Source organism: Pseudophaeobacter arcticus DSM 23566, from assembly GCF_000473205.1.
GTDB classification, from domain to species: domain Bacteria; phylum Pseudomonadota; class Alphaproteobacteria; order Rhodobacterales; family Rhodobacteraceae; genus Pseudophaeobacter; species Pseudophaeobacter arcticus.
Genome location: NZ_KI421507.1, coordinates 4,124,897 through 4,141,987, shown reverse-complemented (window position 1 = coordinate 4,141,987; position 17,091 = coordinate 4,124,897). Strand labels below are relative to the sequence as shown.

The 17,091-nt window shown below is 60.7% G+C and carries 21 protein-coding genes; 15 read left to right on the top strand and 6 right to left on the bottom strand.

Annotated features, from left to right (window positions below):
• Positions 1 to 13 precede the first annotated feature (13 nt).
• Positions 14 to 919: a DMT family transporter gene (locus ARCT_RS0124470; RefSeq protein ID WP_027242461.1), complete on the bottom strand. Its 906-nt coding sequence runs from the start codon at positions 917 to 919 to the stop codon at positions 14 to 16.
• Positions 916 to 1,794 (bottom strand): LysR family transcriptional regulator, encoded by an 879-nt coding sequence (locus tag ARCT_RS0124465; protein WP_027242460.1) that lies wholly within the window; start codon positions 1,792 to 1,794, stop codon positions 916 to 918. Before ARCT_RS0124465 ends, ARCT_RS0124470 begins: the two co-directional genes overlap by 4 nt.
• Positions 1,795 to 1,945: 151 nt before the next feature.
• Here ARCT_RS0124465 and ARCT_RS0124455 point away from each other — a divergent pair, with 151 nt between their 5' ends.
• A complete protein-coding gene (locus tag ARCT_RS0124455) occupies positions 1,946 to 2,527 on the top strand; it encodes an FMN-dependent NADH-azoreductase (protein ID WP_027242459.1) in 582 nt (193 codons plus the stop codon).
• Positions 2,528 to 2,682: 155 nt separating this feature from the next.
• Positions 2,683 to 3,453, top strand: coding sequence for an aspartate/glutamate racemase family protein (locus ARCT_RS0124450; RefSeq protein ID WP_027242458.1), 771 nt, complete (start codon positions 2,683 to 2,685; stop codon positions 3,451 to 3,453).
• Between the two features lie 9 nt (positions 3,454 to 3,462).
• Here ARCT_RS0124450 and ARCT_RS0124445 read toward each other — a convergent pair whose 3' ends face one another.
• Positions 3,463 to 3,993, bottom strand: a complete 531-nt coding sequence (locus tag ARCT_RS0124445) for a prolyl-tRNA synthetase associated domain-containing protein (RefSeq protein WP_027242457.1) — start codon at positions 3,991 to 3,993, stop codon at positions 3,463 to 3,465.
• A 218-nt stretch (positions 3,994 to 4,211) separates the two neighbouring features.
• A complete protein-coding gene (locus ARCT_RS0124440) occupies positions 4,212 to 6,170 on the bottom strand; it encodes an elongation factor G (RefSeq protein WP_027242456.1) in 1,959 nt (652 codons plus the stop codon).
• A 233-nt stretch (positions 6,171 to 6,403) separates the two neighbouring features.
• Between ARCT_RS0124440 and ARCT_RS0124435 the strand changes: the two genes are divergently transcribed.
• The 9 genes from ARCT_RS0124435 to rimM all read left to right on the top strand — a co-directional run bounded on the left by ARCT_RS0124435 (position 6,404) and on the right by rimM (position 12,486).
• Positions 6,404 to 6,916 carry a hypothetical protein gene (locus tag ARCT_RS0124435; RefSeq protein ID WP_027242455.1) on the top strand — a complete coding sequence of 171 codons (513 nt, stop codon included), beginning with the start codon at positions 6,404 to 6,406 and terminating at the stop codon, positions 6,914 to 6,916.
• Between the two features lie 301 nt (positions 6,917 to 7,217).
• Positions 7,218 to 8,747 (top strand): signal recognition particle protein, encoded by a 1,530-nt coding sequence (gene ffh, locus ARCT_RS0124430; protein WP_027242454.1) that lies wholly within the window; start codon positions 7,218 to 7,220, stop codon positions 8,745 to 8,747.
• Position 8,748: 1 nt separating this feature from the next.
• The gene (locus ARCT_RS0124425; protein WP_027242453.1) at positions 8,749 to 9,291 is read left to right on the top strand and encodes a GNAT family N-acetyltransferase; all 543 of its coding nucleotides are present in this window, start codon (positions 8,749 to 8,751) and stop codon (positions 9,289 to 9,291) included.
• Positions 9,288 to 9,815, top strand: coding sequence for a GNAT family N-acetyltransferase (locus tag ARCT_RS0124420; protein ID WP_027242452.1), 528 nt, complete (start codon positions 9,288 to 9,290; stop codon positions 9,813 to 9,815). Before ARCT_RS0124425 ends, ARCT_RS0124420 begins: the two co-directional genes overlap by 4 nt.
• Positions 9,812 to 10,417, top strand: a complete 606-nt coding sequence (locus ARCT_RS0124415) for a GNAT family N-acetyltransferase (protein WP_027242451.1) — start codon at positions 9,812 to 9,814, stop codon at positions 10,415 to 10,417. Before ARCT_RS0124420 ends, ARCT_RS0124415 begins: the two co-directional genes overlap by 4 nt.
• The gene (locus ARCT_RS0124410) at positions 10,410 to 10,736 is read left to right on the top strand and encodes a chorismate mutase (RefSeq protein WP_240476379.1); all 327 of its coding nucleotides are present in this window, start codon (positions 10,410 to 10,412) and stop codon (positions 10,734 to 10,736) included. The genes ARCT_RS0124415 and ARCT_RS0124410 overlap by 8 nt, the downstream gene beginning before the upstream one ends.
• A gap of 41 nt (positions 10,737 to 10,777) precedes the next feature.
• The gene (gene rpsP, locus ARCT_RS0124405; protein ID WP_027242449.1) at positions 10,778 to 11,137 is read left to right on the top strand and encodes a 30S ribosomal protein S16; all 360 of its coding nucleotides are present in this window, start codon (positions 10,778 to 10,780) and stop codon (positions 11,135 to 11,137) included.
• A 4-nt stretch (positions 11,138 to 11,141) separates the two neighbouring features.
• Positions 11,142 to 11,819: a 5,6-dimethylbenzimidazole synthase gene (gene bluB / locus ARCT_RS0124400; RefSeq protein WP_051360990.1), complete on the top strand. Its 678-nt coding sequence runs from the start codon at positions 11,142 to 11,144 to the stop codon at positions 11,817 to 11,819.
• 151 nt (positions 11,820 to 11,970) lie between these two features.
• Complete coding sequence (rimM, locus tag ARCT_RS0124395) at positions 11,971 to 12,486, top strand: ribosome maturation factor RimM (RefSeq protein ID WP_027242447.1); 516 nt, start codon at positions 11,971 to 11,973, stop codon at positions 12,484 to 12,486.
• Between the two features lie 18 nt (positions 12,487 to 12,504).
• Here the strand turns inward: rimM and ARCT_RS28745 are convergent, their stop codons facing one another.
• Together ARCT_RS28745 and ARCT_RS26815 are read right to left on the bottom strand one after the other, a co-directional pair.
• Positions 12,505 to 12,720: a hypothetical protein gene (locus ARCT_RS28745; RefSeq protein ID WP_240476378.1), complete on the bottom strand. Its 216-nt coding sequence runs from the start codon at positions 12,718 to 12,720 to the stop codon at positions 12,505 to 12,507.
• The gene (locus ARCT_RS26815; RefSeq protein ID WP_240476377.1) at positions 12,674 to 13,516 is read right to left on the bottom strand and encodes a phosphotransferase family protein; all 843 of its coding nucleotides are present in this window, start codon (positions 13,514 to 13,516) and stop codon (positions 12,674 to 12,676) included. Before ARCT_RS26815 ends, ARCT_RS28745 begins: the two co-directional genes overlap by 47 nt.
• A gap of 94 nt (positions 13,517 to 13,610) precedes the next feature.
• Between ARCT_RS26815 and trmD the strand changes: the two genes are divergently transcribed.
• The 4 genes from trmD (at position 13,611) to rpmE (ending at position 17,016) form a co-directional block, all read left to right on the top strand.
• Complete coding sequence (trmD, locus tag ARCT_RS0124385) at positions 13,611 to 14,444, top strand: tRNA (guanosine(37)-N1)-methyltransferase TrmD (protein ID WP_027242446.1); 834 nt, start codon at positions 13,611 to 13,613, stop codon at positions 14,442 to 14,444.
• Between the two features lie 120 nt (positions 14,445 to 14,564).
• Positions 14,565 to 16,022: a M20 family peptidase gene (locus ARCT_RS0124380; protein WP_027242445.1), complete on the top strand. Its 1,458-nt coding sequence runs from the start codon at positions 14,565 to 14,567 to the stop codon at positions 16,020 to 16,022.
• A 386-nt stretch (positions 16,023 to 16,408) separates the two neighbouring features.
• Positions 16,409 to 16,783, top strand: coding sequence for a 50S ribosomal protein L19 (rplS, locus tag ARCT_RS0124370; RefSeq protein WP_027242444.1), 375 nt, complete (start codon positions 16,409 to 16,411; stop codon positions 16,781 to 16,783).
• A gap of 11 nt (positions 16,784 to 16,794) precedes the next feature.
• Positions 16,795 to 17,016, top strand: a complete 222-nt coding sequence (gene rpmE, locus ARCT_RS0124365) for a 50S ribosomal protein L31 (RefSeq protein WP_027242443.1) — start codon at positions 16,795 to 16,797, stop codon at positions 17,014 to 17,016.
• Positions 17,017 to 17,091 lie beyond the last annotated feature (75 nt).

The following is a 17,091-nucleotide window of genomic DNA, read 5'->3' as shown; positions in this document are numbered from 1 at the left end:
AGACTGCCCCCCTTCAGGCCTTGGCCCGGCGCACCGGCTTGGCCGCGTCCTCAAGCAGCAGCACCAGCGCCACCACGGTCAGCGCGATCCCCACCAGGATCAGCCCGGTTGGTGCCGGGTTGCCCAGCGCCACCTGCCAGACAATCACCCAACTGGGGGTCAGATAGGTATAGGCCATGACCTTGGCTGCCGGCAGGTGCAAACTGGCAAATTGCAGCAACACAAAGGTCATGGCGCTGGCAAAGATTGCCACATAAAAGATACCAACCCAGACCAGCATCGGCAGGGCGTCCCACTGGGTTGCCCTGATATCTCCCCAGCCAACGACCAGCAGAACCAGCGCCCCGGCCATCAGGGTGCCAAAGGTAAAGGCAATCGCCGGCTCGCCCCGGTTCAGCTTGCGCACGATGGGCGTATAGATCGCATGGGCGACACAGCCGACAAAATAGATCATCTCTCCGCGGCCAATATCAAAGGCCCGCAGCGCCGCCAGGTCCGCCTTGAAAATCACCCAAAGCGCCCCTGCCGCGCCGATACCTAGCGCCAGCGCCATGCGCGGCGTGGTGATCTGGCGCAGCAGCAGATAGCCAAAGATGCCGCTGAGCACCGGGGTGAGGGTAAAGACCGCCGAGGCGCTGACCGGATCTGCCGTCTGCAACCCATAGAACATCAGCACAAAGTAGCTGGCAAACAGCGCGCCCATCACCAGATACCGCCAGGGGGCGTGGAAATGATGACGCCGCAGCTTGCCACTTAGCCCCGCGACCGCGCCAATCACCACAGCTGCGATGACAAAACGCACCGCATTCAGCGCCATTGGTGCGATATCATTGGCGATCAGCACCCCCAGCGAAAACGACCCCGCCACCAGGACCGAAAACAGCAGCATGGCGCCATGGGCGCGTTGCACCGGGCTCATTGCTGCCAGGCCTTGGCGCGCTCTTTCAGAAAGCTGAGAAAGCTCTGGACCTTATTGGTTCGGTGCAGGTCCACATGGGTCACCAGCCAAAGGCTGCCTTCCCAATCAACCTGCGGATCCATCATCTTGACCAGAGCCGGGCGGCGCGAGGCCTCCCACATGGACATAAAGCCAATTCCGGCCCCCGCCATAACCGCCTCTTGCATCGCCACACCGTCAGAGCAGCGGAATGTGATCGTATCCTCAGTGGTGTGTTCGCGCAGCCATTGATTAAAAGGCGCCCTGCTATCCTGGTTGTCGGTGCCAACAAACTGGTGGTTCTTCAGGTCATCGATACCTTTCAACGGCCCGTGGCGATCAATGTAGCTTTGTGCCGCAAACAGACCGATTTTCTGCTTCAGGAAAGGCTGCACCACATTGTCCGGCTGATCCGGTGCATTGCCCGCCCGCAGCGCCACATGGGCCTCGCCATATTCCAGCCGAAACAGGCGCTCGCCAGTGAGGTAGCGAATAACCAGGCCCGGATGCATCTGCTGGAACTCGGTCAGGACCGGCACCAGAAGATGCGACATCGACGACAGCGAGGTCACCACCAATTCCCCCGAGACCTCACTGCCCTGGCCTTTGAGCCGACCCACCAATTGGCTGAACTGGTCATCGGTGGCCTGGGCCACTCGCAGCAAATCCTGACCGGATTCCGTTGGCGTATAACCCCGCGCATGGCGCTGGAACAGTTTGACCCCCAGACGCGCCTCGATTGCATCAATGTGACGGATCACCGTCGCATGATGCACCCCCAGAACCTCGGCCGCTCCGCTGACTGTCCCCATGCGGGCCACCTGATAGGCGGTGCGAACTTCGTCCCAATTCTCCATGACACTGTCCTCGCTTCAAATCCGCTTTGTGAAATTCGGCTATCAAGATCTACGCAAAATTGCACAAAACCTGTGCCAACACAGCAATTGAGTTCATTTTTGCTATACCCCATGTCTGAAGCAGACGAAACACAAAATAGGACATCAGATCATGACCTCCACAGTTCTGCATATCGACTCCTCCGCCCGCGCCGAAAATTCCGTCACCCGTTCGCTGAGCGCCGAGATCACCGCGCGGCTGTCGCCTGAAACCGTCATCCGCCGCGATCTGGCAACGCCGCTGCCACTGCTCGACGAAGCCTGGGTGGGGGCCAACTTTACCCCTGCCGATCAGCGCAACGATGAGCAAAAGGCGCTTCTTGCGCAGTCTGACGCACTGATTGCCGAGCTGAAACAGGCCGATACCATTGTCATCGGCACGCCGATCTACAATTTCTCGGTGCCCTCGACGCTGAAGGCCTGGATTGATCTGGTGGCCCGCGCTGGTGTGACCTTCACTTATACCGAAACCGGCCCCGTTGGTCTGCTGGAGGGCAAACGCGCCATCATCGCTGTGGCCTCTGGCGGTACTCAGGCCGGGTCGGATATTGATTTTGCCACCACCTACCTGCGCCATGTGCTTGGCTTTATTGGCATCACCGATGTTGAACTGGTCGCCGCAGATCAGCTGTCGATGGATGCCGAAGGATCTATGCAGCGCGCCAAATCTGCCATCGAAGCACTGGCTGCCTAAGCCGCCAGACCAGAGTCCTGACCCTGGCCAGACAGTAGAAATGTCAACACCGCGTCCCCCTGGGAGGCGGTGTTTTTGTTGTCGGTATCAAATCCGCCATGCTACCTCTGAGGGCCATGCTACCTCTGAGAGAATGTGGAACAGGGCGTTTGAACATGAAGAAAATTGGCATCCTTGGCGGCGTCGGCTGGGCCTCGACCCTAGACTACTATCGCGGCATTTGCGCCGGCAGTTGGCAGCGGCAAATCAAAAATGGTGCAAAGACCCACAGCGGCCCCCTTCCCTGCCCCCGGATCACCATAGAATCGGTCAACCAGGCCGAGACCCGCAGCCTGCGCGGGCGCCCGGGAGAAGAAGACAGCTGGGCCGCTTTTGATGCGGTGTTTCGCAACGCGCTCCTGGTGCTGCAAACCGCAGGATGCGATTTTGCGGTGATTGCCAGCAACACGCCCCATGCGCGCCTGCATGCCATCCGCCAGGGGGTCGAGATGCCTGTGCTGTCGATTTTTGATGCAACCGCACAGGTGGTTGCAAAAACCAAGGCCGCCTCCGCCCTGGTGATCGGCACCAGGGTCACCATGCAGGCCCGCAACTACGCCGAGGTTCTGGCGCCCTACGGGATCCGGGCCAATCCCACTCTGCCCCCAGCCGAGATTGCCGAAGCCCAGTCGATGATCGACGAAGACTTTCACGGCGGCGCCTCGGCAACGGCGCGGACACGGCTGCTGCGGTTTTGCCAGAAACATGCAAGCGCCGGCGAGGCGGTGATCCTTGCCTGTACCGAACTGCCACTGGCCTTTCCCGATCACATTGATGAGCCCAGTTTTGAGGCCGCAGGGGTCTTGTTCATCAATCCCTCAGCAGCCCATGTCGCAGCGGCGCTGGATCTGGCAGAGAAGGAAACCGAGGGCCAAGCGCCCGCCTAGGTTCTGACGTCAAATCCAGTGGGGGTCGCAACCGATATGGGCCAGAAAGGTCAGAAAATCCTCCCGTGCCATCACCACGGTACGATCATTCACCAGCGGGTGCATATTGATCACATCCACCTCCTGCGCCGCAGCATCCATATAAAAGGTCACGCCCCGGTCAACGCCCGTGATCATTGCCAGCGGGCTCACCGCGCCCGGGCGAATGCCCAGGTTCTGCATCAGACGGTCAGCAGAGCCAAAGCTCAGCCCGCCAACGCCAATTTCCTGTCCCAGCGCCTTGAGGTCGATCTCACGGTCCTGTTCGACAGAAATGAGATAGTTGCGCTTTTTGCGATCGCGCAGGTAGAGGTTCTTGATCTTCAGGCTGCTGACGCCGGGCTGCTGCATCTCTGCCTCAACCTGCTTGGCCTCCTGCACGGTCCGCAGCGGCACATGGCTGAACAATCTATAGGGCAACCCCCAGTCATCAAGCTGCGCCAAAAGCGCATCTGAGCTGACGGGCAAGGCGTCCTGTTGAGCGGCAGTGGCGGCATCCATGTTTCAAATCTCCCCAAGGCGGTGTTTTGCGTAGCCTTCAGATCACGCAAAAAGCCCCAGTGACGCAAGGGGCGATGCGCCCCCTGGAGGCAAAACTGCGCCACAGGCAAAGACCAAAACCCCAAACCGGCCAGTCCGCCGGGTCAATAAAACAACTGTCGAACCGGCGGTCAGCCAGGCCTCAAAGCCGGGCATCAAACAGGTGGCAAGCCGAGCGCTTAAACGGGCGCGAGATCTTCCTGCCTGACCTCCTCGTAGTGGTCAAACGCAGTCTCGAACCAGCCGGTGCCCCGGGTGGCGCTGGCCAGGCTGTGACACAGGGCATCCTGCGCGATCAGCGGCAGCAATGCCTCCAGCACATCCCAGCCCGCAGCGCCCTCTTCTGCCGCAAAGCCAAGAACCTGCCCCTTCAGGTTGCTAATCACCGGAATCACCCCGCCGGAAAACACCGAGGGCACGTGAATGGCCGCCTTCATGATGGGTTGCAAAAGGACAAGATCAGCCTGGTCCAAAATGCTCCGCACCGCATTCTTGGCCGCCATGCGAAAGGCAAAATCAGAACTGTCCACGGCGTGATGCTTGCCATCTTTCAAGATCACCGAGACATCCACCACCGGGTGGCCGTTGTTGCCTTCGCGCAGGGCCTCGCGCACGCCGGCCTCAACTGAGGGAATATAGACCTTTGGCACCGCGCCGCCCTTGACCCTATCATGGAACTGAAAGCCGCCGCCCCGTGGCAGCGGGTGGATTTCGATCACGACATCGGCAAATTGCCCCGCCCCGCCTGACTGTTTGCGGTGACGGTAGCGCAGTTCCATTGGCTTTCTGATGGTTTCACAAAAGGCTGGCGGCACCTGCTCGCCAACGGCTTCGACGCCAAATTCGGTTTCCAGCGTGGCAAGCACCCGGCGCAGATGCAGCGGCCCCTGCAGATACAACAGCGCGCGCCCGGAAATCGCATCCTGTTCCAATCGAACCGCCGGGTCGATCCCCACCAGACGATCCAGCGCCGCCGAGAGGCGCGCCTCATCGCGCTCATGCACCGGCATGACCAAACGCCGATAGGTCGAAGGCCGTGGCTGCGCCCACTCCGGCAGCCCGGCGCTGCCATCGGCAGAATAGCAAAAGCCAAGGTTCAGATGGTCCGACTTCACCGCTTGGCCAATGTCCCCGGCCTCCAACCCGTTGCGCGACGGGTCGGTGCTGCCGCGATCCCCCTGCCCCTCCTCGGCGCCAGTGGCCAGCCCGGTCAGCCCGCCCAGGGTGCTGCCACCAACCGGATTGCCCGCGCCCAGACCGCCATCCAAGGCACGCAGCAGGACGGTTTTGCCAAGATGTTTGACCTGATCCGCCATGCAGCCGACAGCGACCACATCCGCCAGGCCCTCTCCCAGTTTGGCCAGCCGCGCCCGGGTGGCTTCCACATGCGGCACCTCATGACGCAGGGATTTCATCAGGCGCAACACCCCGTTGCTGTGTTCCGCCGCCCCCAGCAAGGCGGGGAACAGATCGCTATGCTGCAACAACCGGGTGGCAATGTCATAGGCCTCTGTTGCCAGAACCTCGCGGTCCTCAATCAGCTCCTCCAGCAAATGATCGTCAAAATCCGCCAGGGCTTCCAACATCTCGCTGCGGGCTGCCTTTTCGCGCCGCTGCATTTCCGTCGGCAATTCAATCAGGGCCGAGGGCTGGCCTTCGATGTATTTCCAGGCCCTTTCCGAGATCAAATCCACCGCCCCCACCACCTGACCCGCTTTGCGGATTGGCACCTGGCGCAGAACGATGCCGTGATTGCTGTAGGTTTGCAGGGCGGCGATGATATCGGCAATGCGGCCCCTGGCCTGATCTATACGGTTGATAAACAGAAAGGCGGGAATGCCGGCCTCTTCAAGCTGGCGCAGATAAGGCGCGGCCAGAACCGCGGCCTCCGGATCCGCAGGCACACAAAGCACCGCCGCATCGCTGGCCGTCAGCACAGGCCCGATCTGGGCCTGGTTTTCGGCGCCGCCAGAGATGTCAATGACCGCCCAGTCCTCTCCCATAAACGAAAACGGCTGCATCGCTGCAACCGTTGCCGTTTCCTGCCGTTTGCCCATGACCCCGTCGAGGCCAGCCAGTGCCCTTGCCAGGGTCGTTTTGCCAGATTGTGATGGCCCCAGTATCGTGAATACACGCATCTCTCTTGGTCCTCCCTCAGCCAGATGGCTGCCCGGTCGGCCATGCGAAGACTTGACGCCTTCGCCTGTGTTACCTGATGCGGTGTCTGCCTCGCGGCGCCCAGTAGTTCGGTGAGATCCGGTCCTTTGATGGGGCACCTCTCTGCCCGATGTTGCGAGCCTCTGCCTGCCTGAGTCAAGCCCAGGTCGGCAGCTGACCTTCTCGTGCGCATCAATTTCACTAGGATGTAACCATGCGAATCACGCGAAACACCTCAGACCAACTGATTATCGCCAATACGCCCTGGCTGATCGGGATCATGCTCATCTTGTTTATTCTGGTCTTCATCGGCGCTGGTCTTCTCGTCGCCACCGCAGAAGACGGAGATCTGTGGTTTGGGATATTGTTTGGAAGCCTGGGCGGCGGCCTCGGTATTGCTGCCTTTTGCGCCTTTGTGCGTCGCGTGCAGATCATCTTTGACCGCTCCACAGGCAAGATCTCCATTCGCCGCCAGTCAGTCTTTGGCTACAGCAGCGCGGATCACCCGCTGGAGCAACTGTCCCATGTGGAGATAGAACAGACCACCTCGTTTCGCGATGGGCGCAGTTCGACCCTGTATCGTCCGACCCTGATTCTCGCGGCGGGATCCTCTGCCGCGAACAGCAAAACCCGCATCCCGATTGTCGCCGCCTATACCAACGGGGCAGGCCCCAACCGGATTGCCACGGCTGTGAACAGCTGGCTCCCGGCAAAAGACCTGATCTGAACCAGCCTCGCTCCAGCCCGAAACCTGGCCGAAACCTGGCCGAAACCCGGCCCAAGCCTGTCTTCGCTTGACTCTGTCAGCCAATCCACGTAACGCAACAGCGATATCCGGAAGCCTCTAAGTCTTCCGGTCCCTGACCTGTCGGGGATCGCCCTCCACCAGCGTGTTACGCCCGTGGGGGCAATTCTGTTTGGATTGCTCTCACGACGGACATCTGGCCCGAAGGGCATTTGCGCATGGGCACCCCGCTCACTACATAGGGGCTGTCTGGTTTTGAAGTCGGCGAAGGAGGCCGTAAGCCATGTTTGAAAATCTATCCGAACGGCTTTCCGGGGTCTTTGACCGGCTGACCAAACAGGGCGCCCTGTCCGAGGAAGATGTCAAAACCGCCCTGCGTGAAGTCCGTGTTGCCCTGCTTGAGGCCGACGTCTCGCTGCCGGTGGCGCGTGATTTTGTCAAAAAAGTCCAGGAACAGGCCACCGGCCAGTCGGTGACCAAATCGGTCACCCCCGGCCAGCAGGTTGTGAAGATCGTTCACGATACATTGGTGGATGTGCTGCGTGGCGACGAAGACCTCGGCACCCTCAAGGTCGATAACCCGCCCGCCCCGATCCTGATGGTGGGTCTGCAGGGCTCTGGTAAGACCACCACCACCGGCAAGCTGGCCAAACGGTTGAAGGACAAAGAGGGCAAGCGGGTGCTGATGGCCTCGCTTGACGTCTATCGCCCCGCCGCGATGGAGCAGCTGGCGGTGCTGGGCGCCCAGATTGGCGTCGATACCCTGCCCATCGTTGCCGGTCAGAAACCGGTAGATATCGCCAAACGCGCCAAACAGCAGGCCGCCCTGGGTGGCTATGACGTCTATATGCTCGACACCGCCGGTCGTTTGCAGATCGACGAAGTCCTGATGCAGGAAGTCGAAGACATCCGCGACGTGGTCTCCCCGCGTGAGACCCTGCTGGTGGTTGATGGTCTGACCGGTCAGGTCGCGGTTGAGGTCGCCGAGGAATTTGACGCCAAGATCGGCATCTCCGGCGTGGTGCTCACCCGGATGGATGGCGATGGCCGTGGCGGTGCAGCCCTGTCGATGCGCGCGGTGACCGGCAAGCCGATCCGCTTTGTCGGCATGGGCGAAAAGATGGAGGCCATCGAGACCTTCGAACCAGAACGGGTCGCTGGCCGTATTCTGGGCATGGGCGACATTGTTGCCCTGGTCGAAAAAGCGCAGGAAACCATCGAGGCCGAACAGGCCGAGCGCATGATGAAGCGCATGATGAAGGGTCATTTCAATATGAATGACCTGAAGATGCAGCTGGAACAGATGCAGCAGATGGGCGGCATGGAAGGCATGATGTCGATGATGCCCGGCATGGGCAAAATGGCCAAGCAGGTGCAGGACGCCGGCTTGGACGACAAGGTCATCAAACGCCAGATCGCCATGATCCAGTCGATGACCAAGAAAGAGCGCGCCAATCCCGGCCTGCTGCAGGCCAGCCGCAAAAAGCGGATTGTCGCCGGCGCAGGTATGCAGGTCTCTGATCTGAACAAGCTTCTGAAAATGCACCGGCAGATGTCGGACATGATGAAGAAGATGGGCAAGATGGGCAAAGGCAAGATGCTGAAGCAGGCCATGAAAGGCATGCTCGGCAAAGGCGGCGGCATGGGCGACATGGCGGGTATGGATCCCAGCCAAATGGACCCCAAAGCGCTGGAAGCGGCAGCCAAAGCCATGGGCGGCGGCAAGGGAATGCCCGGTGGTCTGCCCGGCCTTGGTGGCCTGGGCGGCATGGGGCTGCCCGGCGGGCTCTCTGGCTTTGGCAAAAAGAAATAACATGATCCAGGTTCCCACCATAGAGACTCAGCGCCTGATGCTGCGCCTGCCTGCGTTGAGCGATTTCGAGCCGCTCTGCGCCTTCTATGCCTCGCCCCGCGCCGATTTTGTCGGTGGTCAGATGGAGCCGGACAAGGTCTGGCGCCATCTGGCGCTGGAGATCGGCCACTGGCACTTGCGGGGCTATGGCCGCTGGACGCTGGTTGAAAAGGACAGTGGCAAAGCTGCAGGCATCATCGGCTTGTGGAACCCCGAAGGCTGGCCCGAGCCGGAAATCGGCTGGGACCTGTTTGAAGGTTTTGGCGGCAAGGGCTACGCCACCGAGGCCGCCACCGCCGCCCGCACCTTTGCCTATGAGACCCTGGGCTGGACAACCGCGATCAGCCTGGTCGCGCCTGACAACCACGGCTCGCGCGCGGTGGCACAGCGCCTGGGCGCGGGTCGCGATGGTGACTTTACCCATGTGCGCCTGGGCGCGCTGGAAGTCTGGCGCCACATGAGCCCCGATGATCTGGCGGCTGGCGGCATGGAGGGCTACGCATGACCGTGCTCTCACTGCCTATCCCGGTGATCGAAACCGAACGGCTAATCCTGCGCGCGCCGCATGGCAGCGATTTGAAACCCCTGGCTGAGTTCTTCACCACCGAGCGCAGCCATATGGTTGGCGGTCCGCGTGACGCGGCTGGCGCCTGGGATTCGCTGGTGGCCCGGCTGGGGCATTGGTCCCTGCATGGTTTTGGCCTGTGGCATATAACCGACAAGGCAACCCAGGCCTTTGTTGGCTGGACCGGCATCATCTTTGCCCCCGGCTGGCAGGAACCCGAACTGGGCTGGGCTGTGTTTGAGCAGGCCGAGGGCAAGGGCATCGCCTCCGAAGCCGCCAGCGCCGCCCGTCGCTACGGGGCGATGCATCAGGGCCATGACGGCGTCATCAGCTATATCCGCCCCACCAATGCCCGTTCCCGCGCGCTGGCGCAAAAGCTTGGCGCGACGCTCGAAACACTGGGCGATCTGCGCGGCACCCCTTGTGAAATCTGGCGGCACCCCAAGCTGGAGGCCGCAGCATGAGCAGCCAGAACATCCCAGTTCTTGAGACCCAGCGCCTGGTGCTGCGCGGCCCCGAGGCCGAGGACTACCCCAATTTTGAGGCCACCTTTGCCTCTTACCGGGCGCGGTTCATGGGCGGACCGCTGAACGCCTATGAGGCATGGATGCTCTATGCCGCCGAAATCGGCCATTGGCAGATCCACGGGTTTGGCATGTGGATGATCCACGACAAGGCAACAGATGCGACCTACGGCATGGCCGGCGGCTGGATGCCTGCGGGCTGGCCGGAACGGGAAATCGCCTGGATCATCTGGCCCGATGCAGCCGGTCACGGCTACGCGCTGGAGGCCACCAATGCCGCCCGCGCCTATTTCTACGAAACCCAGGGCTGGGAGACCGCTGTCAGCTATCTCGACCCCAAGAACCTCGATTCCATCCGCCTGGCGGAACGGCTTGGGGCGGTGAAAGACCATGACGCCAGCACCATTGATGGCAATGACGCGGTCTATCGCCACCCCGCCCCTGCAGCGCTGAAGGGCAGCCAGATTGCCCATGGCATCGAGATGGAAATCAGCCACTACGCCGACCCGCTGTTCAAACCAAAAGGATGGGCTCTTGACTGATCACATCACCCCACCCGAGGACAATCAGGACGACGTGGCCCGCGCTGCCGAAATTCTGCTGGGACACCGCGAAAGCATCGACCGGCTGGATGCAATCCTCGTCTATACATTGGGCGAGCGGTTCAAACACACACAGGCCGTGGGTCAGCTCAAAGCTGAACATGCGCTGCCGCCCTCGGACCCCACCCGTGAGGCCGCGCAGATTGCACGGCTCGAAGATTTGGCGAAACGGGCCAACCTGGACCCCGATTTTGCCAAGGCTTTCCTGAATTTCATCATTCAGGAAGTCATCAGACACCACAAGAAACACCAGGAATAACAGGGCAATCCCTGTAAACGCCATCAAAGGAGACTACACCCATGGCTATCAAACTTCGTCTGGCCCGTGGCGGCTCGAAAAAACGCCCCTTCTACCGCATCGTGGCTGCTGACAGCCGCATGCCACGTGACGGCCGTTTTGTTGAAAAGCTCGGCACCTATAACCCTCTGCTGCCCAAAGACAGCGAAGATCGTGTGAAAATGGACATGGAGCGCGTTCAGTACTGGCTCGGCCAGGGCGCCCAGGTCACCGACCGTATCGCCCGTATGCTCGAAGCTGCCGGCGTGCGTGAAAAGGCCGAGCGCTCCAACCCTAAAAAGGGTACCCCTGGCAAGAAAGCCCAGGAACGCGCTGAAGAGAAAGCCGCCAAGGCTGCCGAGCCAGCCGCAGACGCGGAATAAGACAATGGGGTCGCGGGACCTGCCCCCCTTGGGGACCAAAAGTGAGGCGCCTGATGGTGCCTTTCCAGAGGCGTTCCGCACCCAGCTTGATCTCTTGATGCAGATGCGGCGCGACGTGCGCCGCTTCCGCAGGGATCCGGTGGATGAGGCAGTGCTCGCGCGCTGCCTCAACGCCATCCAGCTGGCCCCCTCGGTGGGGCTGAGCGAACCCTGGCGCATCCTGCGCATCGACAGCGATGCCGCCCGTGATGCCGCCCTGAAGAATTTTGAAAAAGCCAATGCAGAGGCCCTGGCAGGCTATTCCGGTGAGCGCGCCACGCGCTATGCGGACCTGAAACTGTCGGGCATGCGCGAAGCCCCCGTGCAGCTGGCGATTTACTGCGATGATGACACCGCGCAGGGCCATGGGCTGGGCGCCGCGACCATGCCAGAGATGCGCCGCTATTCGGTGGTCACAGCCATAACCCTGTTCTGGCTTGCCCTGCGCGCCGAAGGCCTGGGGCTGGGCTGGGTCTCGGTGCTGGACCCCGATCAGCTCAGCCGCGATTTGCAGGTGCCGACCGGCTGGCACCTGATCGGATATTTCTGCATCGGCCTGCCCGAAGAGCTACACGACAGCCCGGAACTGGAACGCCTGGGCTGGGAAAGCCGCCAGAACTCGTTGTCAATCGAGACACGTTAAGCCGATGGGACGCTTGATCCGCCTTGTAATTTTTGTTGCGATCGCTTTTACCTCGGGCATTCTATTCGAGCGCAGCCATCAAAAGGACCTATGCGCACAATCCGGTGGCCAATGGATGCGCGCCGGGTTCTGCGCCGGAGAGTGAAACCCCATGAGTGTTCCTAAAAGTGAACTGATTTGTGTCGGCGCCATTGCTGGATCTTATGGCGTGCGCGGCGAAGTGCGCCTGAAAAGCTTTTGCGCCCAGCCCGAAGAGATCGAAACCTATTCCCCCCTCACCAGTGAGGATGGCAGCCAGAGCTACAACATCACCCTGACCCGCGCCGTAAAGGGTGGCTTTTGCGGCCGTATTGCGGGCGTTGAGACAAAAGAACAGGCCGACGCGCTGAAAGGCCTGCGCCTGTTCACCTCGCGCGATCAACTGCCAACGCTGCCCAGCGACGAATATTACCACGCCGATCTGATCGGGGTTGAGGTCTTTGACACCGGCGGCGTGTTGCTGGGTACGGTGAAATCCGTGCAAAACCACGGCGCCAGCGATCTGCTGGAACTGACGGGCGAGGGGCTGAAAGGCACCGTATTCCTGCCTTTCACCCTGGCAGTGGTGCCCACGGTGGATCTGGAACAGGGTCGCATCATCGCAGATCCACCAGAGGGATTGTTTTAACCCCCCGCTGAGCCTCGGTCACTCCGCTGCCAGCAGCGCGTTGAAGACCTGCAGATAAATCTCCGCCAGTCTCTCTGCCCGCTGAATGGTTTTTGGATCCGGCGACCGGGGCTTTTGCGCCAGCATTACCCAGGATTTAAAAAGCCGCCGCGCAAAGAAGAAGCGAAACACCGGGTCATTTTCCAGATCACGCCCATAGCCCTGCTGAAAAGCGGCCCAGTCCACCTGTGCCACCAAGCCATAGCCCGGCGCGCGCCCCCTCCTGTGCCAGATGGTCTGGACAGTTTGCCAGCCAGAGGGTGGCGAGGTCGCGCTGTGGAAAGATCCCCCTGTGGTTGGCAAAGTCGATGAAGCAGGTTGTGTCTTCGCAGAGGAGAATATTGCGCAGATGCAAATCGCCATGTTCCAGGGCGGCGTCAAAATCCTGCCCACGGGCTGCGCGGCCCAGCCGGTGCAACAAGGCACAGAGGCCCAAAAACTTATGCGGTTTTGGCAGCTCAACCAGCCCGCTCCGCACCGCCCGCGCCCGTTCAGAGATCCGCGTCAAAAAGGGTTTCGGCCAGAACTGCCGCCTCCCCACCCCGGAAACCCGGTGCAGCGCCGCCACCGCCTGGCCAATGTTCTGCAGCACCGCCGCCCTGTCGCCAAGGCCGTATTCCGTCGCGTGCAAAGCCCGGAGGGCGGTGTCACCGGACGCAAATTCCATCAGATAATATGGGTGTTCGCGGTCCTGCCACAGGATCGCCGGGGCTGAGACCCCGGGTTCAGATTTCAGACCGGCAACCGCTGCCCTGTGGCGCGCCAGGATCGCTGCAAACGGGCTGGGCGGGCAGCCGTCAAAATCCGCCCGCAGCACAAACCGCTCCCCCTGCGGCAGCTTGATCTCCAGAACGCTGCGCCAGTGCTGCCTGCTGCTGTTGACCGGCAACCTGCGAAAACTGGCATCTGCAACGGGCACCCCCAGTTCTGCCGCGATCTGCGGCCAAAGCGCCTCAGCCCGCGCCTGTATCTGATCAGCGGGCTGCGGCATTGCCCCACCTGACCGGCCAGCGGCCCGCTCTAATTCCATCCAATCACCACAGCTTTGTGTTGCGCGTAATTCTATCTGAACTAAACACGGTAGTATGACTACACCAAACAAATCCCATGGCCGCAAGGCGATCCGCCCCTCCCTGAAGCCGCGTGAGCTGATGACGCCGACGCCTGAACTGGTCGGCGTCTGGAAGGCCAAGATCCTGACGCTGTTTCCCACCGCCTTTCCCGGCGTTCTGGGCGAGAGCCTGACCGGCAAGGCGCTGCAGGAAGGGCTGTGGCAGCTGGAAACAGTGGATCTGCGTGAATTTGGCGTTGGCAAACACCGCAATGTGGATGACACCCCGGCAGGGGGTGGTGCCGGCATGGTGTTGCGGGCGGATGTTCTGGGCCATGCCATTGACCGGGCCATGCAGGACACCACCGCCCCCCAGGGTGGCAACTGGCCGCTGATCTACCTCACCCCGCGTGGCAAGCCGATGGATCAGGCCATGATGCAAAACCTGGCGCGCTGCGATGGCATCACCCTGCTTTGTGGCCGGTTTGAAGGCGTCGATGAGCGGGTCCTGGAGCATTACAACATCCAGGAGGTCTCGTTGGGGGATTTTGTCATGACCGGCGGCGAGCTGGCGGCGCAGGCGCTGATTGATGCCACCGTGCGGCTGATCCCCGGCGTGCTGGGCAATCAGGCCTCAACCGAGGAAGAAAGCTTTTCCTCTGGCCTGCTGGAGCACCCGCAATATACCCGCCCGGCGGAATGGCAGGGCCGCAGCATTCCCGAGGTGCTGATGTCCGGCCACCACGGCAAAGTGGCAGAGTGGCGACAGCAGATGTCGGAAGAGATCACGCGGGCGCGCCGCCCCGACCTGTGGCAGGCCTATGAGGCCAGCAGGCCGCCGCAAAAGCCCAAGCGCAAAAAGAAGTGACGCATAGTCAACCACGACAGCCTGCCTGCTTCCATGCATCATGCCGGTAATCATCTAAAAGTGTGACTGCGGCTGCGCCCTGCAACAACCAGCGCCCAGCCCGGACCGGGGAGAGAATTTATGGGTCGAGTATTGCTGCGCCTCTTGGCTGGGTTGGTTTTGGTAATCGTCGTTCTGCTGGCCGTGCTGATCTTCAACACCCTGCGCTATGCGCCAGAGGCCAGCGCCGACACCGGCGAACCCTATGATCTTGGCGCAGATATCGAGCAGGCTACCAAAGATCTGTCAGCGGCGGTCAAATTCCGCACCGTTTCGACCGATTTAACCCACCCCGACTTCGCAACCTTCCTGACCTTCCTGCAGGACAGCTACCCGCTGGTGCACAGCACCATGAGCCGCGAAGTGCTGGCCCGGCAGACGCCACTATACAAATGGCAAGGCAGCGACCCAGGCCTCGCCCCCATCTTGCTGGCAGGCCATTATGATGTTGTGCCCATTGCCCCCGGTTCCCATCATCTTTGGGAGCACGAGCCCTTTGCTGGCGTGATTGACGATGAATTTGTCTGGGGCCGTGGCACGCTGGATGACAAAGGCGCCGTCATCGCCATGCTCACCGCAGCCGAAAAGATGATCGCGGATGGCTTCACCCCCAAGCGCACGGTCTATTTCAGCTTTGGCGGCGATGAAGAGATTGGCGGCCTTGGCGCCATGGCCGTCGCTGTTCACCTGAATGAGCAGGGCGTCGAGCTGGACTGGATGTTGGATGAAGGCTCCTTTGTGCTGGAGAAGGTCATCCCCGGCCTGGATCAACCCGTGGCCAGTATCAACCTGTCGGAAAAAGGCTATGTAACCTTGGAGCTGGTGGCAAAATCCGCCGGGGGGCATTCGTCAATGCCGCCGCGCGTCACCGCCGTTGGGCGTATCGCCAGGGCCATCACCCGACTGCAGGACAATCCCGTGCCCGGCGGGCTGAGCGGCATCTCGGAAGAGTTCTTTGACGGTCTCGGGCGGCATTTCTCGTTTGGCAAACGGCTGGTTTTTGCCAATCGCTGGCTGTTCAAGCCGCTGCTTGAATCCATTCTCGCCGGGTCGCCAACAACAGATGCCATGCTGCGCAGCACCACCGCGCCCACCATGCTGACAGGATCCAGCAAGGACAACGTGTTGGCCGCCGAGGCCTCTGCCAAGATAAATTTCCGCATCCATCCGCGCGATTCCGTCGCCGACATCGTGGCGCATGTGCGCCAAACCATCGACGACCCGGAAATCGAAATTCGCTATGACGAAAGCCTGGCCAACCCGGCTTCGCCGGTGTCTTCCTCGGAGGCCACAGGCTATTTGGATATCAAAACCTCGATCCTGGATGCCTTTGGCCCCTTGGCAACGGTGCCCGGTCTGACCATTGCCGCCACTGATGCGCGCCACTATGGCAAGGCCGCCAAAAACGCCTATCGGATCAACCCGTTCAAAATCGACGGCTCAGATCTGGTGCGCTTCCATGGCACCAATGAGCGGCTGTCGATCGAAAACCTGGAGACCGGCATCAACTTCTTTGGCGCCCTGCTGCAAAAACAATAGTCTGGCGACATCAGCTGCAATGCCTCCCCCTCACTGGAAAAAATGCCAGGCAGCAGCATTTTTGTTCAGGCGCGCCCGAATGTTTCCATTTTTGCCGCCGAACCAGCCGGTGGGCCATGTCCTGGGCTGTTTGCCCTTGACCGAATAGGACAACCCTCCTAGTTAACCTCAGTCTGTAATTGCTGAGTCGATTGCGGGCCGTTTGACGTTGGGACAATGCCTCGGAAGCTTTCTTCGGTTTTGCTGCAGCACCCCGGCGCAACATTCAAATGAACAGACGACCTAACCTCTGGCGGGCTGCTGATGCGGGACCCGGTGAAGACCAAGAGCTCTGAGGACGCGCAAATACGTCGTGGAAAACCACGAGCAAAATAGGAGAAGATCAGATGGACCTGATCGCACAGCTGGAGGCGGAACAAGTTGCCGCCCTGGGGAACGACATCCCTGACTTCAAAGCCGGTGACACCATCCGTGTTGGCTTTAAAGTAACCGAAGGTTCGCGTTCGCGCGTTCAGAACTACGAAGGCGTATGCATCAGCCGTAAAAACGGCTCCGGCATTGCGGGTTCCTTCACCGTTCGCAAGATTTCTTTTGGTGAAGGCGTGGAACGTGTGTTCCCTCTGCACTCCACCAATATCGACAGCATCACCGTTGTGCGTCGTGGCCGCGTTCGTCGCGCCAAACTGTACTACCTGCGCGCCCTGCGCGGTAAGTCCGCACGGATCGCTGAAGATTCACACTACAAAGCCAAAAAAGCCTGAGGAGCGGTATCATGAAAAAAGATATTCACCCCGATTACCACTTCATCGACGTCAAAATGACCGATGGCACCATTCTGAAGATGCGCTCCACCTGGGGCAAAGAAGGCGACCAGATGTCGCTGGACATCGACCCCACAGTGCACCCAGCCTGGACCGGTGGTAACACCCGTCTGATGGATGCCGGCGGTCGTGTTTCCAAGTTCAAAAAGAAATACGAAGGCCTGGGCTTCTAAGTCTAGCCACCTTTTTGGTTTCGAAATGCCGCTCCTTTGGGGGCGGCATTTTTTGTTGGTGCCGCAGAATTGGCA

What these genes read in the sequence shown, in the direction of transcription:
- ARCT_RS0124470 (WP_027242461.1), bottom strand. Translation starts at nt 919, where the DNA reads ATGAGCCCGGTGCAACGCGCCCATGGCGCCATGCTGCTGTTTTCGGTC.
- ARCT_RS0124465 (WP_027242460.1), bottom strand. Translation starts at nt 1,794, where the DNA reads ATGGAGAATTGGGACGAAGTTCGCACCGCCTATCAGGTGGCCCGCATG.
- ARCT_RS0124455 (WP_027242459.1), top strand. Translation starts at nt 1,946, where the DNA reads ATGACCTCCACAGTTCTGCATATCGACTCCTCCGCCCGCGCCGAAAAT.
- ARCT_RS0124450 (WP_027242458.1), top strand. Translation starts at nt 2,683, where the DNA reads ATGAAGAAAATTGGCATCCTTGGCGGCGTCGGCTGGGCCTCGACCCTA.
- ARCT_RS0124445 (WP_027242457.1), bottom strand. Translation starts at nt 3,993, where the DNA reads ATGGATGCCGCCACTGCCGCTCAACAGGACGCCTTGCCCGTCAGCTCA.
- ARCT_RS0124440 (WP_027242456.1), bottom strand. Translation starts at nt 6,170, where the DNA reads ATGCGTGTATTCACGATACTGGGGCCATCACAATCTGGCAAAACGACC.
- ARCT_RS0124435 (WP_027242455.1), top strand. Translation starts at nt 6,404, where the DNA reads ATGCGAATCACGCGAAACACCTCAGACCAACTGATTATCGCCAATACG.
- ffh (WP_027242454.1), top strand. Translation starts at nt 7,218, where the DNA reads ATGTTTGAAAATCTATCCGAACGGCTTTCCGGGGTCTTTGACCGGCTG.
- ARCT_RS0124425 (WP_027242453.1), top strand. Translation starts at nt 8,749, where the DNA reads ATGATCCAGGTTCCCACCATAGAGACTCAGCGCCTGATGCTGCGCCTG.
- ARCT_RS0124420 (WP_027242452.1), top strand. Translation starts at nt 9,288, where the DNA reads ATGACCGTGCTCTCACTGCCTATCCCGGTGATCGAAACCGAACGGCTA.
- ARCT_RS0124415 (WP_027242451.1), top strand. Translation starts at nt 9,812, where the DNA reads ATGAGCAGCCAGAACATCCCAGTTCTTGAGACCCAGCGCCTGGTGCTG.
- rpsP (WP_027242449.1), top strand. Translation starts at nt 10,778, where the DNA reads ATGGCTATCAAACTTCGTCTGGCCCGTGGCGGCTCGAAAAAACGCCCC.
- bluB (WP_051360990.1), top strand. Translation starts at nt 11,142, where the DNA reads ATGGGGTCGCGGGACCTGCCCCCCTTGGGGACCAAAAGTGAGGCGCCT.
- rimM (WP_027242447.1), top strand. Translation starts at nt 11,971, where the DNA reads ATGAGTGTTCCTAAAAGTGAACTGATTTGTGTCGGCGCCATTGCTGGA.
- ARCT_RS26815 (WP_240476377.1), bottom strand. Translation starts at nt 13,516, where the DNA reads ATGCCGCAGCCCGCTGATCAGATACAGGCGCGGGCTGAGGCGCTTTGG.
- trmD (WP_027242446.1), top strand. Translation starts at nt 13,611, where the DNA reads ATGACTACACCAAACAAATCCCATGGCCGCAAGGCGATCCGCCCCTCC.
- ARCT_RS0124380 (WP_027242445.1), top strand. Translation starts at nt 14,565, where the DNA reads ATGGGTCGAGTATTGCTGCGCCTCTTGGCTGGGTTGGTTTTGGTAATC.
- rplS (WP_027242444.1), top strand. Translation starts at nt 16,409, where the DNA reads ATGGACCTGATCGCACAGCTGGAGGCGGAACAAGTTGCCGCCCTGGGG.
- rpmE (WP_027242443.1), top strand. Translation starts at nt 16,795, where the DNA reads ATGAAAAAAGATATTCACCCCGATTACCACTTCATCGACGTCAAAATG.